Source organism: Chitinibacter sp. SCUT-21 (genome assembly GCA_041874755.1).
Classification (GTDB): domain Bacteria; phylum Pseudomonadota; class Gammaproteobacteria; order Burkholderiales; family Chitinibacteraceae; genus Chitinibacter.
Map to the genome: position 1 here is coordinate 1,228,124 of CP102611.1, position 15,630 is coordinate 1,243,753.

Consider the following 15,630-nt stretch of genomic DNA (forward strand, 5'->3'; position numbering starts at 1 on the left):
GATCCTGCATGCGAGCTAGTGGCGGGGACCACAGCGGATGCGGGATTTACTGCCGCCCAAACCGACAACGGCAGCCCAAATAGGCTGCCGCAAATTAATCGACGAAATGTCATAAGTTAAATAGGGTGTGGTAGCGCATTGTTGCAGAACTCACCACCCCTACTCCCTTGCGTGTTAAGAATTATTTGTGCAAACGACGAATTCGTTCAGCTGGCGTAATGATGTCAGTTAAACGAATACCAAATTTTTCGTTAACGACGACAACCTCACCTTGCGCAATCAAGCAGCCATTCACCAACACGTCCATCGGCTCACCCGCCAGTCCATCGAGCTCAACGACCGAGCCTTGCGCCAATTGCAATAAATTGCGAATGGCAATTTTTGTGCGGCCTAATTCCACCGTTAAGGCCACCGGAATATCGAGAATCATATCGATATTGTTCGGTGCTCCCGCGGGAATGGCGTTGGTATCAAAGCTTTGAAAAATATCTGCTGGCTTAGCATCGCTTTGGGCTGCGCTATCTGTCGTTTCTTGCTCAGCAAGCGCCGCGGCCCAATCATCCATAATGTCATCTGGATTTTCTGTGTTTTCGTCAGCCATGGTCTTCCTCTACGTGTTCCTCTTCTTGCCCACTGAGCGACTCCGCCGTCGTTAGCAGTTTTTCAACTTTAAGGGCGTATTGCTTGTGAAGAATACCATACTTACACTCAAGCACAGGCACACTATCAACAGACGCGGTAATGATCTCAGGAATATCGACAGGAATGACGTCGCCAACCTTTAAGCTGAGGATTTCGCCTAGCGTAATAGTGGATTCACCCAGCGTCGCCACCAGATCAACTTCAGCATGCTGCACTTGTTTGCGCATTAGATTGGTCCAGCGGTTATCTGCCTCAATTCGATCGGCCTGCATACTGCTGTAGAGTAAGTCGCGGATTGGCTCAATCATCGAATACGGCAAACAGACGTGAAAATCGCCGCCACCCGCGCCTAGCTCAATCTTAAATGTATATGCGACGACCACTTCGGTCGGCGTTGCGATATTGGCAAACTGTGTGTTCATTTCAGAGCGCACATAGGCAAATTCGCACTCAAACACCGGCTGCCAAGCTTTTTGAAACTCTTCAAAAACCACTTCAAGCAAGCGCTGAATAATACGCTGCTCGGTCGGCGTAAAATCACGCCCCTCAACGCGAACGTGATAGCGCCCATCGGAGCCGAATAAATTGTCAACGACCAAGAATACGAAATCGGGGTCAAAAATAAATAAGCCAGTGCCACGCAAAGGCTTCATATGAATCATATTTAAATTGGTCGGCACGACCAAATTACGAATAAATTCACTGTATTTTTGTACTCGAATTGGGCCAACGCTGATTTCGGCGTTGCGGCGCATGAAATTGAATAAGGCAATGCGTAAATTACGGGCAAACCGCTCGTTAATGATTTCCAACGTAGGCATACGCCCACGCACAATGCGCTCCTGCCGACCAATATCGTAGTCACGGACGGCATGCGGGTCGACTTCTTCCTCGACCTCGTCTTGCTCGCCCGTTACGCCACGCAGCAGCGCATCGACTTCTTCTTGGGATAGGATATCGTCAGCCATATTGCTGTATGTATTCCAAAGTACTACTTAAATAATCGGCGCGGTACGGGATTACTGAACTTGGTAGAAATATTTCGTAAAGTTCACGCTCAATACACCTTCATCTTTGGCTTCGGCTTCAAGCAAATGGTTCAAAGCTTCACGAATTTCACGCGCTAAGGTTTCTTGGCCTTCGGTTGTTTTCACCTGTTCTAGCGTTTTTGAACGCAATAGTCGGTTCACAGCATCAAGCGCTTTAGGCTGAATTGATTTCAAACGCTCCTTATCATGCTCTTCGGCCAACTCAACCATAATCTCAACCTGTAACACAGATTCTGTCTCGCCCGATAAATTGACGGTAAAAGGTTGATCTTGCAACTTATCAAACACGGGCGCGGTATGACCTTCTTTTTCTTTCTCTTTTTTCTTTTTCTCTTTTTCTTTTTTAGCTTCTTCAGCATGTGCATTGGCTTCAGCAACCGCTTCGTCAGCACTACCTTCAGCTGGAGATTTCAAAATAAAAAAGGCCAGCAAGCCTCCGACCAGCAACACCGTCACAATCAAGCCGATAATGGCAAACAGCAAGATATTTTTCTTCGATTTTGGTGCTGCATCTGCAGCTGGAGCGGCTTTGGCGTCAGACATGTGTACTGCCTATATCAATTAATTCTGGAATTCTAACTGAATACTGACAAAAAATACCCCAGCAATGCTGAGGCTTTTTCACCCTATATAGCGAAAGATACTATAAAACAAACGCTAAGCAAGCATTTCTGAGGTAATACATTGCAAATCAGACAAATAAACTAACCCGTGTTGACCCCACCGGCACTCTTAATTCGTTCAAGGTGTGCAATCGCTCAGCAACCTGCGAATTTTGCTGCGCAACATTCAGCCCCACATTTGCCGAGCCATACGGTGTATCAGAGCGTTGCTGCTGCTGAGCAAACGCATTTTGTTGATGCTGCTGCAGTGAGTCGGATGCCACCTGCACATTTTGCAAAACAATCCCTTGGTCAGCCAGTAAAGCCGTTAATTTAGGGGTTGCCGCCGCTAGCGCTTCACGAACTGCAGCGTGTTGTGACGTAAAAATAACACTCGCTTGTTCGGAGCCTAAATTCAAACGCACTTCCATCGGGCCTAAATTTGGCGGATTGAGCTGCATTTCAATTTGCTGCTCTTGTTTGCCCAACATCATACTCACCCGTTGCGCTACCGCATCCCCCCAACGCGCATCTTGCACTGGCGTATCAATATACTGAGCTGCTAAATGCGCGGGATTAGCTGAATTTGCCTGAGAGGCCACATGAACGGACGTTGATAGCTGCGTAGGAGCCACGCCTGACGGCCCGGCCAATGTTGCATTCATTTTATTTGTTAAAGCATCCGCAAAAAGATTATCTGTTTTCGCCATCAACGACTTAGCATCAAGCGGCAAACCCTCGGCGGATTCAAGCTCCGCTCCGGCAATCTTTGCCGCTGCGCCTAACCAATCCATGCCAGGTTGATCCGTGCTTTGCTGCTGCGCATCGCCCTGCATCAACTTTCCATCTTCAGCTGAGGACGCAATAGCAGAGGATAGCTTGCCTAAGTTGGCTAGCGAAGCCGTATCGGTTTTTGATTCTGCCAATAGATCTGCAGAATCAATAAGTTCTGGAGTCGTTTTCTGCATTGTGGTCGGCGTAGCCAATGGCATAGCTTGGCTGGCACTGATTAAGGCCAATAAGTTGGCATCAAGCGGCGTAGCGCTTTGCGCTTGAGCTTCGTCCGCTTCATCAGTTTGCGCAGCACTTGCTTCCTTGCCTTTATTAGCTGGCGAATTGGCAACTTGCGCCTCTGCGGGACGACTCACTTCTTCGCCCGCTTGGCCTTTATTGCTTTGGTCTGCCGACTTATTCACGCTAGTGTTTTCAGCGGGTTTGGCTTGCGCCTTATTGAGCTCATTTTTAAATTGCGCACCAAAGTCAGCCGATGAGTTTTGTGCTACATCACGCGTTGATTTGCTGTCACTTACACGCGGTGAAGCACTCAATAAATTAACGCTGTTATTTGCACCACTAGCCATGATCGTTGCACCACAAAAATGAGTCACTCGGCATAAAGCAAACTTGATGCCAATTTCCGAATGCAATGTGCATGCTACACTTTGCGCATGGCAGAAGACTCAGACCTCGAACGCACCGAACCGGCCTCGCCCAAGCGAATTGAAGACGCGCGCAAAAAAGGCCAGGTTCCTCGTTCCCACGAACTCACTTCCTTTGCAACGCTCATGGTTGGCTTGGTGGCCGTCATTACCACGGGGCCTGATTTGTATGCGGCAATGAAAAAGGTCATGGTCACCGCGCTTAGTTTTAATCGTGCGCAAATCTGGCAAAGCCAGCTAATGACCGAGCAATTGTTTGAACTCTCCCGCATCGCAGTGATAGCCATCTTGCCAATTTTTGGCGCTTGCGTATTGATCTCGATTTTGACGCCAATTTTAATCGGTGGCTGGCTTTTTAGTGCTGAAGCCCTAGGCCCTAACTTTGGCCGCATGAACCCCATGAGCGGGATTGGCCGAATGTTTTCGCCACGTACTATCGTTGAAACGATTAAAACGGTTTTGAAATCGGGCTTAATCGGCGGCGTTGCCGCGTGGCTGATGTGGAACGAAAAAGAGCAATTTATTGCGCTACTTGCCATGCCTGCCGAATCGGCGTTTGCGATGGCTTGGCAAATGACGCGCCACACGCTGCTGCTTGTTGCGAGCACAATGGCCGTGATTGCCTTGATTGATGTGCCCTATCAGCTATGGGATTACTACAAAGGCCTGCGCATGACCAAGGAAGAAGTGCGCCAAGAAAACAAAGAGGCCGAGGGCGATCCGCACGTTAAAGGCCGTATTCGCCAATTACAACGCGAAGCGGCGCGCAAACGCATGATGGCTGAAATCCCAAAAGCCAATGTCGTCGTCACCAATCCAACGCACTATGCGGTCGCGATCCGTTACGACAACCAAATGCGCGCGCCAATTGTCGTTGCCAAAGGCTCGTTTTTATTGGCCGAGCGCATTATTGAAATCGCTAAAGACAGCAAAGTCGCAGTCATTCGCACGCCGCCATTTGCGCGCGCCTTGTATCATCATGCAGACTTAGGCGAAGAAATTCCGACGGCACTGTATACTGCGACAGCAGAAGTGTTGGCTTATATTTATCAGCTTGATCTTTACCGCAAAGAAGGCGGTTTCGAGCCGGTACTCAATACCAACCTGCCAGTACCGCCCGAATTAGACCCTGAATCAGGGATTGGCTAGGTATATTGCTACAAACCAATACTGCAAATTGCCAGAACAAAATACACCGATCAGGTATCTGAATGTGGCGTAACAAACTCACCTTACTTGCAATGCCAGCCTTGGTGCTGATGGTTTTGGGCATGATGATTCTGCCCTTGCCGCCGCTTGCGCTCGATTTTTTCTTTACCTTCAATATTGCGCTGTCAATCATCGTATTGATGGTGAGTTTGTACACACAAAAACCACTCGAGTTTTCTAGCTTTCCCACCGTGCTATTGATGACAACGCTGCTGCGTCTGTCATTGAACGTGGCCTCAACCAAACTGGTGCTCACCGAAGGGCACGCTGGCGGTGATGCTGCGGGTAAGGTCATCGAATCGTTTGGTCACGTGCTGATTGGCGACAATATTGCCGTCGGTATCGTTGCGTTTATTATTCTGACCATCATTAATTTTGTCGTGATTACCAAAGGTGCTGGCCGTATTGCCGAGGTGTCTGCACGTTTCACCTTGGATGCGATGCCCGGCAAACAAATGGCGATCGACGCCGACTTGAATGCAGGGCTGATTGGCGAAGACGAAGCGCGTGAACGCCGAGCGCAAATTTCTGATGAAGCTAACTTTTTCGGCTCGATGGACGGTGCGAGTAAATTCGTCCGCGGCGACGCGGTTGCCGGCATTTTGGTCATGGTCATTAACTTAATCGGCGGCTTGCTCGTTGGCATGTTGCAACACGATATGCTGTTTGCCGACGCGGCCAAAACCTACACCCTGCTCACGATTGGTGATGGCTTGGTCGCTCAGGTGCCGGCGCTGATTATCTCAGTTGCAGCTGGTATCGTCGTATCGCGCGTCGGCACAAATCAGGACTTATCCGACCAAATCTTGGGCCAACTTTTCTCGCGCCCACAAGTACTCTACGTTACCGCTGGCGTTCTGGCAGTGCTGGGTTTAATTCCAGGCATGCCACACTTTGCCTTTTTACTGATGGCACTGATCGCTTGCGGATTGGCGTGGTACTCAGATCAATATAAATTACAAGCAGCCATGGGCGGCGGCGCGCCAGGCGCGAGTGGTGGAGGCGCCGCGCCTGCGCCAGGCGCAGCGCCTGCTGCGCCACAAGATGCGCCATTGCAAGAGGTCAGCTGGGCCGACGTTCAACCCGTCGATCCTGTAGGGCTAGAAGTAGGTTATCGTCTTATTCCGCTGGTCGATCGTAATCAAGACGGCGAATTACTGCGCCGGATTCGCGGCATTCGCAAAAAAATTGCCCAAGAACTGGGCTTTTTGGTTCCCGCCGTGCATATTCGCGACAATTTGGAATTGCGCCCCAATCAATATCGAATCCAACTCAAAGGCGTTGACGTTGGCATGGGCGAAGCCTTTGTTGGGCAGTGGCTAGCGATTAATCCGGGCAATGCCGCCGGCAATTTACCCGGCACAGCGACGACCGACCCCACTTTTGGCCTGCCCGCCACTTGGGTCGATGGTAGTTTACGCGATCAAGCACAAGCAATGGGTTACACCGTCGTCGACGCCTCGACCGTCGTCGGCACGCATATTTCCAATATCTTGCAATCGCACGCAGCCGAACTATTAGGGCGCGAAGAAGTGCAAGCGTTGCTGGATCACTTTGCCAAAGAGTCGCCAAAGTTGGTGGAAGACTTAGTACCAAAAGTGATTGCGATTGGCACCTTGCAAAAAGTGCTACAAAACTTGCTGGATGATGGTTTGCATATTCGCGATCTACGTACGATTTTGGAAACTTTGGGTGAGAATGTGGTTCGCACGCAAGACATTGATGACCTGACTTCGGTGGTTCGTGTCGCGCTGGGCCGAGCAATTGTGCATCAGCTATTCCCTGGAGAAAACGAGCTGCAAGTGGTCGCGCTCGAGCCGCAATTGGAAAACATTCTGCTGTCGGCCGCCAGCGGCAAATCACAAGGCGGCTTGGAGCCTGGATTGGCTGAGCGTATTTTGCAACAAGCAGCGCAACTGTCTGAGCAACTGGAAATGCAGGGGATCAACCCCGTTATTATTACGCCGTCGCAGCTTCGGCCGATGTTGTCTCGCTTCTTAAAGCGTTCTATCCCGAATTTACGCGTGATTGCGCATACAGAAATCCCTGAGGCGAAAACACTGCGCATTATTGGTGTCTTGGGTTCAAACAATTGATGCAATGCGGCTAACTGTAAATTCTTGCAACAAACGACAACGATTCTGACTTTCAGTGTGTAGATCAATTGTGCAGAATGCGCTGAGCAGCGATAATCCCTAGCTATGGTCGTCAAAAAATTCTTCGGTGCCACCACTCGTGAAGCGCTTCGGCAAGTTCGTGATGAACTCGGCCCGGATGCGCTCATCCTTTCAAATCGCCAAGTAGCCGGTGGCGGCATTGAAATTATGGCCGTCGCCGACGCCGATGTCGCCGCGTTGACCAATGTACAAAGCAATGTGCAATCGGCAGCAACACCGCCTAAAGCAGCCACTCGAGCCGCACAAAATGGCGCTCGGCTGATGAATTCGGCGCAAAGTGAAGCGCCAAGCCCTGGCATCGCCAAAGCCTTGGCGCGCTCGTATGCGATCCCGGATGACGAACGCGAGCCTAGCCCTGCCGACTTAGCGTTTGAGGCGCGCCCTAGTGAAACGCCGTCCGTTTTACGCAGCAATCGCCAACCGCGCAGCCCAGAGCCGCAACATGAAACGCGCGCCGACAATCCGCGCGATGAAATTTCACTGACGCAATTTGCGAGCCAACGCAGCGACTATCGTCACGATCGTCCGGCGGAACGCAGCAGCGAGCGAGGCTTTGATCGCGAAGCGACACGCCCTGCGCCAACGCGCCGTCCGGTTGTTGAGCCAAGCCCCGCTGCGCACAAAGCACTACCGACGTTTAGTTTTGAAGACGAACCGACAAAACCAGCCGCACCTGCAGTTGATCAGGAAGCGATGCAAGACATTGCGCGCGAAATTCGCATGCTGCGCGGCCTGCTGGAAAGCCAAATGGCGGGCATGGCGTGGGGCGAATTATCAAAACACGCACCGGAAAAACTCGAACTATTACGACAATTACTGGGCGCGGGTTTTTGCGCCGCGCTATCGCGCCAACTAATCGACAAAATGCCGAGCGGCATGAGCTTGGAAACCGGCGTTAAATGGGTTAAAGCAGCGCTCGCGCATAATTTACCGGCAACGGGAGCAAACGATGACTTGGTCGCTCGCGGCGGGGTTTATGCGCTAATTGGCCCGACTGGTGTTGGTAAAACCACGACCGTGGCCAAGCTGGCTGCGCGTGCTGCGCTGGCGTATGGCCCGCAGTCAGTGGCGCTACTCACCACCGACAGCTACCGGATTGGCGCGCACGATCAATTGCGAATTTACGGTCGCATCTTGGGCGTGCCGGTACATGACGTCAAAGACGAAACCGATTTGCAACTCACCTTGGGCGAGCTCAGCGATCGGCATTTGGTATTAATCGACACCGTCGGTATGGGCCAGCGCGATCAGCGGATTGGCGAGCAACTCTCAATGCTTGGCCACGATAATGTCGGCACGATTTTGCTGCTGGCCGCTAACGCGCAAGCCGGTACGCTGGACGATGTTGCACGCCGCTATCGCAATCATCATTTGCTCGGCTGCATTCTGACCAAATTGGACGAAACCGTTGCACTCGGCGGCTGCTTAGACGTGGCGATTCGCCATAAATTGCCACTGCAATTTGTCACCAACGGCCAGCGCGTACCCGAAGATTTGCATCGCGCCAACTTGGCATATTTACTTGATCGCGCGTTTAAAACCCAGCAAGATCAAGGCGTTTTTCAGCTACAACGCGATGAATACCCGCTCTATATGAGTACGCAAGACACCCCAACCGATTTCACGCTTAGCCTAGGTGGTGCGCGTGCCTAAACGCTGGCAAGACCAAGCCGCCGGCTTGCGTCAGTTGGTCAGCCCCACGCATTGCCGCAGCATCAGCTTATGCGGTGGTCGTGGCGATTCGGGCACGACCAGCCTAGTGATTAATTTGGCCGCAGCGCTCGCCGAGCGCCAACGCCAGGTGATGATACTGGACGAGTTTTCCGGCAATCAAAATGTTACGTCCCGCCTGCACCTGAGCCAAGGTTTCACGCTGGAACACGTGCTACGCCACGAAGCGACGCTGGCCGATAGCTTAATCGAATCGGTGTATGGCTTTCAGATTTTGCCGATTGCCAGCAAACCACAAATTATTGCGCATCTCAACGAGGCCGAGCAGCAATGGCTGGCGGCCGAATTTGAGGCGCTAACCGAATACGTTGATTATTTGCTGCTCGATACGCGACCGATGGGTAGCAGTGGCGTACCCAGCTTGAGCCTAGCAGCGGATGACGTCGTGGTTGTCCTATCCAATCGCGCCGAATCGCTCACCGACGCGTACGCAACGATCAAACAACTGGCGCAAGACTACGCGCGGCGCGATTTTCGCGTCTTGGTCAATCGCGTCGAAAGCCTGACCGAGGCCATGGCGTTGTTCGAACGCCTGCGCAGCGTGTGCCAACAGTTTTTAGGCGCGGGTTTAACGCTTAAATTAATCGGCTATGTGCCGGAAGATGCCAAACTCAATCGCGCCACGCGTTTGGGCAAAACCGTTCTTGATGCTTTTCCAGATACCGAAGCCAGTATGGCCCTGCGGCAATTAGCAGATGTCATCTTACGATGGATACCCCCGAAAATTGCGCATGATTCGGCTGGGCACTTTGTTCATCGTCTGGTCGAATCGTCGCGCTTACTGCACGAACAGCTTAGCCCGAAGCGAGCACAGCATGGCTGAATCAGCGCTGCGCTTGGAGCTACGTGACGGGGTCTACCACTTGGTCGGCCAACTGACCTTGCATCAGATCGGCCCCGTTTGGCAACAAAGTCGCAGCATTGCTTGGCAAGACGCGAACGTCGACTTAAGCGGCGTTGAACACTGCGATGGCGCAGGCGCGGCATTTTTATTTGAGCTAAGCCAAGCAGGCGCCCAACTGCACCAGCTCAACAGCGAAACACAACGCCTACTCAACGCGCTCGATCCGGCTCTAGCACTGCACATCGCGCCACGCAAAGCGCCACTTAAACCAATTAGCCAAATTGGCCAAACCGCCAGACTGGTTTTTCAAGATTTTCGCGCGCAAATAGCGTTTATCGGCGAAGCGGCCGCGACGATTGTTGAAGCCATCGCTCGGCCGCATCAAGTGCGCTGGCGCGAGTTCTTACGCCAATGCGAATTAACTGGCGCTAATGCGCTGCCAATTATTAGCCTGATTTCATTACTACTCGGCATTATTCTGGCGTTTCAATCGGCGATTCCGATGCGGCAATTTGGCGCTGAGATTTTCGTCGCCAATTTGCTCGGGCTCTCGCTGGTACGCGAACTGGGTCCTTTGATTACTGCGATTGTGCTAGCCGGACGTTCTGGCGCGGCGTTTGCCGCCGAAATCGGTACGATGAAGGTCAACGAAGAAATCAACGCCTTGGTGACGTTTGGCTACAAGCCAATGCACTTTTTGGTATTGCCACGCTTAATGGCGGGCCTGTGCATGCTGCCCCTGCTCGCGATTTGGTCGCAAGCGATCGGCATGCTTGGCGGCGCGATGGTGATGAAAGGCTTTGGTATTCCGTTCGCGACGTTTTGGTCGCAGGTCAATCAGCAGGTCGACGCGGGAGACTTTTTTGGCGGCCTGCTAAAAGCTGCCGCCTTTGGCTTGGTCGTCGCCTTGGTCGGCTGCTTTCGCGGCTTGGGAACCGGCACCGGCGCGAGTGCGGTCGGCGCATCAACGACGCGTGCGGTGGTGAATATTTTGGTGCTGTTGGTCATTACCGACGGCATCATGGCCGTCGTTTATTATCACTTGGGATGGTAAACATGGACCATGTGATCGAAGTCCAAAACCTGCAATGTGGCTGGGGCTCGCGCATTATTTTACAAGACGTGAGTTTTCAAATTGCACGCGGCGAAGTTGTTACCATTTTGGGCGGATCGGGCTGCGGCAAATCGACGCTGCTCAAACATTTAATTGGCCTGTATGCGCCGCAATCGGGCAGCATACGGATAGTGGGTAATGAGCTGGTAGGCGCAGACAGCAAGACTCGCGAGACGATACTGCGTAGTATTGGCGTCATGTATCAATCGGGCGCGCTTTTTGGCTCGATGAGTATTCTGGACAATATCACCTTGCCGCTCACCAGCTTTAGTCATTTGGACGCAGCAGCGATCGACACCTTGGCGCGCTTGAAATTAAGACTGGTTGGGCTGGAAGAATTTGCCGATTACTACCCCAGCGCGCTGTCGGGCGGGATGCAAAAGCGCGCGGCGATTGCGCGCGCGATGGCACTTGACCCGCAAATTTTATTTTTGGACGAACCATCGGCCGGGCTAGACCCCGTCACCTCGGCCGAGCTCGATCAATTGATCCGCCGCCTAGCCGAAACGCAAGGCGTCACAATTATGGTTGTCACACACGAATTAGCCAGCATCGCGACGATTGCCGATCGCGCGATTATGCTCGATAAAAGCATTAAAGGTATTTTGGCGATCGATACGCCTACCGCGCTTGCCCGCTCGAATGACGAGCGCGTTGCGAGCTTTTTTAACGCCCACCGCCCAGCACGGGCCAACGTTTAGAAGCCCATGGAACAACAATCGAATTTTCGACTTGGCGTCTTTATCCTTTGCGCGCTGCTGCTTGGCGCCGCTTTGCTGATTGGTATTGGTAGCGGGCGCTGGTTACAACCCAAAATCACGCTGGAAACCTATTTTAACGAATCGGTGCGTGGCCTCGATATTGGCTCGAAAGTGCGCTATCGCGGCGTAGCGATCGGCGAAGTTAGCGCGATTACTTTTACCTATACGCGTTATGAGAGCGATTTGCCCAGCACGCAGCGGCGGCAATATGTGTTGGTGGAAGCGCAGCTCGACACCGATATTTTGGGTAAATCGAATAATAATGCGACAGAGCAAGCCGACCTAGACCGTGAAATTGCCAAGGGCATGCGCGTGAAATTGTCGCCACAAGGGCTAACAGGCACCAGTTATTTGGAAATCGATTACGAATCGCCCAAAGACAATCAGCCGCTTCCCGTTAACTGGACGCCGGAACATTTATATATTCCATCAGCCAATAGCACGGTGAATCAGCTATTAGGCAGCGCGCAAGATTTGATGGCCAAATTCCAGCGTGTCGACGTGGATAAAACGATCGCGCTGCTTAACCAAACTTTGACCACGATGAATAGCAAACTGGAAGATCTCCCAGTGAAAAGCATTGGCCGTGAAACCGAGCAATTGCTGCATAGCGTGAATAAAATGCCCCTAGGGCAGATAGCGAGCGAAAGTGCAGCCCTAATCCAAGAGGTACGTGAAAGTAATTTGGCGCTTAAAACATTACTAGAACAACCGTCGCTACAGCATGCCAGCAGTGATTTTGCCAGCGCGGCTTTTTCAGCCAAACAACTTCTCGCCGATCCTGCGCTGGCTAGCGCAGTACACAGGCTAGATCAAATCACGCTAAGGCTCGATCACCTAACAGCACAACGCGAAAGCGATATTCAGCAAATTATTGATAATTTATCGAGCACCAGCAGCAATTTAAAAATGCTCAGCGAAAAGGCCAATCAAAAACCAAGTAGCCTATTGTTTAGCGACCCTCCAAAACCTTATACACCGCCCAAGCCATGAAAAATCTGATTATTCTAGTTTGCGCCTTGCTCATCAGCGCTTGCGCTAGCACCACGCCAGAGCGGCAAGACTTTTTGATTTCAGCCGAACGACAAACCGCTCGCAACGAAGCAAAATTTGGCGCCTTGCAGGTCAATGAATTGCGTAGCAATGCACCATATCGTGATTTGGCGCTGATCTATAAAGAAAGCCCACAGCGCTTTGTGGCCGACCCTTACCATGGTTTTTTAGCGGCGCCCGCCAATCAGCTCACGCAACAAACCCGCGCTTGGCTGGCGAAAAGCGGCTTGTTTAGTCGTGTTTACCCCACAGGTAGCAGCCAAATTGCTCCGTGGCAGCTTGAAGGCGAATTATTGGCGATGTATATCGATGTGAGTGCGCCCAAAACCCCGAAAGTCGTCATTCAGGCGCAGTATTTATTGAGCTACGGGAACAAGTCGGCTAATTTCTTACTCACAGCCGAGCAATCGATTACCGATCCAGGCCCAGAAAGCGCAGCTCAAGGCTTTAGCACTGCATTGGCAAAGCTGTTAACGCAATTAGAGCAAGAACTGACTTCGTCAAATCTAGATTAGTCGGCTACACTTAAGTTTCATTATTCTTAGTTAAATCATGGCAGCCAACCGCGCACTTTCTCTATATCGCAGCACCCAAAGCAGCAGCGAAGAAGATCGCGTGCAGCAACACGCGCCCTTGGTTCGTAAAATTGCATATCACATGATGAGCAAGCTGCCTGCGAGCGTTGATATCGACGACCTGATCCAAGTCGGTTTAATGGGCTTGATGGAAGCTGCGCGCAATTTTGACCCTGAAGCTGGCGTGCAATTTGAAACCTTTGCCAGCCAGCGCATCCGCGGTGCGATGCTCGATGAGTTACGCAACGCCGACTGGCTGCCGCGCCAAGCGCGAAAAAATATGCGCGAAATCGAGCGTGCCATTGTGCAACTTGAGCAGCAACTCGGCCGCCATCCTTCTGAAGGCGAAGTCGCTCAAACGTTAGGCGTACCGCTGGACGAGTATCAAGCCATGCTCGGTGACGCGCGTGGTCACCAGTTGCTGCATTACGAAGACTTTGAAGTCGATGGCGAAAATGATCAGCTTGACCAATATGCCGCCGATCATAGCGCCAATCCGATTGATATCTTAAGTGACGAGCGCTTTCGCGCTTATTTGATCGAAGCGATCAGTGCCCTACCCGAGCGTGAAAAACTGCTAATGGCTTTGTATTACGACGAAGAACTCAATTTAAAAGAGATTGGCGCGGTACTAGGCGTGTCGGAATCACGCGTCTGTCAGCTTCACACTCAAGCCGTCGCTCGATTGCGCGGCAAACTTAAAGACTGGCTAGCTTAAATGGATAAAATCAGCGTACTGGGTCTGATACTGGGCCTCACTGCCATCGTACTGGGACACTGGCTTGAAGGCGGACAAGTTGGCTCCTTGGTGCAATTTACCGCGTTCTTTATCGTCATTGGTGGCACGATGGGCGCGGTGATGATTCAAACCGAAATGCGCCACTTTTGGGCAGGCATCAAAATGCTGCGCTGGGTATTTTTTCCGCCTGCAATGGATTTTCGCAAAGTGCTATCTACCTTAATGAACTGGGGCAATCAAGCACGTCGGGGCGGTTTATTGGCGCTCGAAGCCTATATCAATAGTGAAAAAGATCCATTTATCAAACGCGGCCTCACCATGGTCGTTGACGGCGCCGAGCCTGAAACCGTGCGCCGCGCGCTCGAGTTGGATATCGACGCCTATGAAGATCAAGCTCGTGCTGCAGCAAAAATCTGGGAATCTGCCGGTGGCTATTCCCCCACCTTTGGTATTTTGGGTGCGGTACTCGGTCTGATTCATGTGATGGAAAACCTCACCGATCCCGCTAAGTTGGGTGCTGGGATTGCCGTGGCCTTTGTCGCAACAATTTATGGGGTAGGCGCCGCCAACTTATTTTTGCTACCCGTTTCCAACAAACTCAAGCATTACATCATGCTTGAAGTTCGTCGCCGCGAAATGGTCGCCGAAGGTTTGGTCACGATTGCTAACGGAGAAAACCCACGTTTATTAGAAAATAAACTGGCGGGTTTTTTACACCACTAATACCCCTGCCCGTATTTAGCCGCAGGAACCATTAATAGCGATCAGCAGACCAATACCCCGCAGAATGGAATATCACTCAATAATTCAGTTCGACGAATCATGTATAGACTCGCTATAGTCAAATGAAACAAAGCAAGGAATGGCGATGCTGTATTTAGGTCACATTTTACTGCGTTTCATCGCTTGGCTAGATTTAGCCCTCTACACACTAGGCATGGTATTGCTCGCTATGCTGCCTAGTGGAATAACTAGAACAATATACCCCCAACTATTTCACTCATGGTGCCGCTGTTTTGTTCGCGCATTGGGTGTGCAAATCCGCCTACACCAGCATTACCAAGGTGAGATGCCAACACACTACATCTTGATCGCCAATCATCCATCCGCCTTAGAAGATGTCGGTATTCCGGCCTTCTTTAATGTACGCAGCCTGGCCAAGCACGAGGTTGCCAGCTGGTTTTTAGTGGGCCGCATTGCCCGTGCAGCGGGGACGTTGTTTGTCGAGCGCGAAAACAAGCAATCTAGGCAACAAGCACAGCAAGCACTGATTGACGCCGTAGCGCGTGGGGACAATATTGCGCTCTATCCCGAAGGTGGCTGCAAAGGGCGGCGTATCGCCCCCCGCTTTTTATTTGGCGCCTTTGCCACTTCACAAGCCACAGGCGTACCGATCTTGCCGGTTTTTTTGCATCATGAAGCACAAGCACAATTTGAATGGCAGAGCGGTGAACATCTACTCACCAAAATCTGGCGCATCGCCACTAGCCCCAATCGGATTGTGCATTACCACATATTTCAGCCCATCGACCCCTCGCAATTTATGGACAAAGAGACTTACACAGAGACGGTCTATCAACAATATTTGCAGTGGCAACAACGTTTTTTAGACTAATTTCACTGCGCGCGTCGCTTTTCTCGTCCAGTACATGGGCTTGCCGTTATAATCGCGAAAGCTACCGTTAACGACCATTC

General features: G+C 51.6%; 15 protein-coding genes. 11 read left to right on the forward strand and 4 right to left on the reverse strand.

Features of this window, described 5'->3' with window-relative positions; genetic code table 11:
* Window positions 1-181: 181 nt before the first annotated feature.
* The 4 genes from fliN to NT239_05615 all read right to left on the reverse strand — a co-directional run bounded on the left by fliN (window position 182) and on the right by NT239_05615 (window position 3,654).
* On the reverse strand, window positions 182-601 hold the full coding sequence (gene fliN, locus NT239_05600) for a flagellar motor switch protein FliN (GenBank protein ID XGA72314.1): 420 nt from the start codon (window positions 599-601) through the stop codon (window positions 182-184).
* On the reverse strand, window positions 594-1,610 hold the full coding sequence (gene fliM / locus NT239_05605) for a flagellar motor switch protein FliM (GenBank protein XGA72315.1): 1,017 nt from the start codon (window positions 1,608-1,610) through the stop codon (window positions 594-596). Before fliM ends, fliN begins: the two co-directional genes overlap by 8 nt.
* Window positions 1,611-1,661: 51 nt before the next feature.
* On the reverse strand, window positions 1,662-2,234 hold the full coding sequence (locus NT239_05610; GenBank protein ID XGA72316.1) for a flagellar basal body-associated FliL family protein: 573 nt from the start codon (window positions 2,232-2,234) through the stop codon (window positions 1,662-1,664).
* Window positions 2,235-2,382: 148 nt separating this feature from the next.
* Window positions 2,383-3,654 carry a flagellar hook-length control protein FliK gene (locus NT239_05615; GenBank protein ID XGA72317.1) on the reverse strand — a complete coding sequence of 424 codons (1,272 nt, stop codon included), beginning with the start codon at window positions 3,652-3,654 and terminating at the stop codon, window positions 2,383-2,385.
* 87 nt (window positions 3,655-3,741) lie between these two features.
* Here NT239_05615 and flhB point away from each other — a divergent pair, with 87 nt between their 5' ends.
* The 11 genes from flhB (at window position 3,742) to NT239_05670 (ending at window position 15,550) form a co-directional block, all read left to right on the forward strand.
* Window positions 3,742-4,881, forward strand: coding sequence for a flagellar biosynthesis protein FlhB (gene flhB / locus NT239_05620; protein XGA72318.1), 1,140 nt, complete (start codon window positions 3,742-3,744; stop codon window positions 4,879-4,881).
* A gap of 62 nt (window positions 4,882-4,943) precedes the next feature.
* Window positions 4,944-7,037 (forward strand): flagellar biosynthesis protein FlhA, encoded by a 2,094-nt coding sequence (flhA, locus tag NT239_05625; GenBank protein XGA72319.1) that lies wholly within the window; start codon window positions 4,944-4,946, stop codon window positions 7,035-7,037.
* Between the two features lie 105 nt (window positions 7,038-7,142).
* A complete protein-coding gene (gene flhF, locus NT239_05630) occupies window positions 7,143-8,771 on the forward strand; it encodes a flagellar biosynthesis protein FlhF (protein XGA72320.1) in 1,629 nt (542 codons plus the stop codon).
* Entirely contained in the window at window positions 8,764-9,672 is a 909-nt protein-coding gene (locus NT239_05635) for an AAA family ATPase (GenBank protein ID XGA72321.1), read from the forward strand. Before flhF ends, NT239_05635 begins: the two co-directional genes overlap by 8 nt.
* Window positions 9,665-10,747: an MlaE family lipid ABC transporter permease subunit gene (locus NT239_05640; protein ID XGA72322.1), complete on the forward strand. Its 1,083-nt coding sequence runs from the start codon at window positions 9,665-9,667 to the stop codon at window positions 10,745-10,747. The genes NT239_05635 and NT239_05640 overlap by 8 nt, the downstream gene beginning before the upstream one ends.
* A 2-nt stretch (window positions 10,748-10,749) precedes the next feature.
* Window positions 10,750-11,508 carry an ATP-binding cassette domain-containing protein gene (locus NT239_05645; protein ID XGA72323.1) on the forward strand — a complete coding sequence of 253 codons (759 nt, stop codon included), beginning with the start codon at window positions 10,750-10,752 and terminating at the stop codon, window positions 11,506-11,508.
* Window positions 11,509-11,514: 6 nt separating this feature from the next.
* A complete protein-coding gene (locus NT239_05650) occupies window positions 11,515-12,561 on the forward strand; it encodes an MlaD family protein (protein ID XGA72324.1) in 1,047 nt (348 codons plus the stop codon).
* On the forward strand, window positions 12,558-13,136 hold the full coding sequence (locus NT239_05655; protein ID XGA72325.1) for a hypothetical protein: 579 nt from the start codon (window positions 12,558-12,560) through the stop codon (window positions 13,134-13,136). The genes NT239_05650 and NT239_05655 overlap by 4 nt, the downstream gene beginning before the upstream one ends.
* A gap of 37 nt (window positions 13,137-13,173) precedes the next feature.
* Entirely contained in the window at window positions 13,174-13,914 is a 741-nt protein-coding gene (locus NT239_05660; protein XGA72326.1) for an RNA polymerase sigma factor FliA, read from the forward strand.
* On the forward strand, window positions 13,915-14,658 hold the full coding sequence (locus NT239_05665) for a flagellar motor protein (protein ID XGA72327.1): 744 nt from the start codon (window positions 13,915-13,917) through the stop codon (window positions 14,656-14,658). It abuts the gene before it with no gap.
* Window positions 14,659-14,803: 145 nt separating this feature from the next.
* The gene (locus tag NT239_05670; protein XGA72328.1) at window positions 14,804-15,550 is read left to right on the forward strand and encodes a 1-acyl-sn-glycerol-3-phosphate acyltransferase; all 747 of its coding nucleotides are present in this window, start codon (window positions 14,804-14,806) and stop codon (window positions 15,548-15,550) included.
* The last annotated feature ends 80 nt before the right edge of the window (window positions 15,551-15,630 follow it).

What these genes read in the sequence shown, in the direction of transcription:
- fliM (XGA72315.1), bottom strand. Translation starts at nt 1,610, where the DNA reads ATGGCTGACGATATCCTATCCCAAGAAGAAGTCGATGCGCTGCTGCGT.
- NT239_05610 (XGA72316.1), bottom strand. Translation starts at nt 2,234, where the DNA reads ATGTCTGACGCCAAAGCCGCTCCAGCTGCAGATGCAGCACCAAAATCG.
- NT239_05615 (XGA72317.1), bottom strand. Translation starts at nt 3,654, where the DNA reads ATGGCTAGTGGTGCAAATAACAGCGTTAATTTATTGAGTGCTTCACCG.
- NT239_05660 (XGA72326.1), top strand. Translation starts at nt 13,174, where the DNA reads ATGGCAGCCAACCGCGCACTTTCTCTATATCGCAGCACCCAAAGCAGC.
- flhA (XGA72319.1), top strand. Translation starts at nt 4,944, where the DNA reads ATGTGGCGTAACAAACTCACCTTACTTGCAATGCCAGCCTTGGTGCTG.
- NT239_05640 (XGA72322.1), top strand. Translation starts at nt 9,665, where the DNA reads ATGGCTGAATCAGCGCTGCGCTTGGAGCTACGTGACGGGGTCTACCAC.
- fliN (XGA72314.1), bottom strand. Translation starts at nt 601, where the DNA reads ATGGCTGACGAAAACACAGAAAATCCAGATGACATTATGGATGATTGG.
- NT239_05645 (XGA72323.1), top strand. Translation starts at nt 10,750, where the DNA reads ATGGACCATGTGATCGAAGTCCAAAACCTGCAATGTGGCTGGGGCTCG.
- NT239_05655 (XGA72325.1), top strand. Translation starts at nt 12,558, where the DNA reads ATGAAAAATCTGATTATTCTAGTTTGCGCCTTGCTCATCAGCGCTTGC.
- NT239_05665 (XGA72327.1), top strand. Translation starts at nt 13,915, where the DNA reads ATGGATAAAATCAGCGTACTGGGTCTGATACTGGGCCTCACTGCCATC.
- NT239_05670 (XGA72328.1), top strand. Translation starts at nt 14,804, where the DNA reads ATGCTGTATTTAGGTCACATTTTACTGCGTTTCATCGCTTGGCTAGAT.
- flhF (XGA72320.1), top strand. Translation starts at nt 7,143, where the DNA reads ATGGTCGTCAAAAAATTCTTCGGTGCCACCACTCGTGAAGCGCTTCGG.
- flhB (XGA72318.1), top strand. Translation starts at nt 3,742, where the DNA reads ATGGCAGAAGACTCAGACCTCGAACGCACCGAACCGGCCTCGCCCAAG.
- NT239_05650 (XGA72324.1), top strand. Translation starts at nt 11,515, where the DNA reads ATGGAACAACAATCGAATTTTCGACTTGGCGTCTTTATCCTTTGCGCG.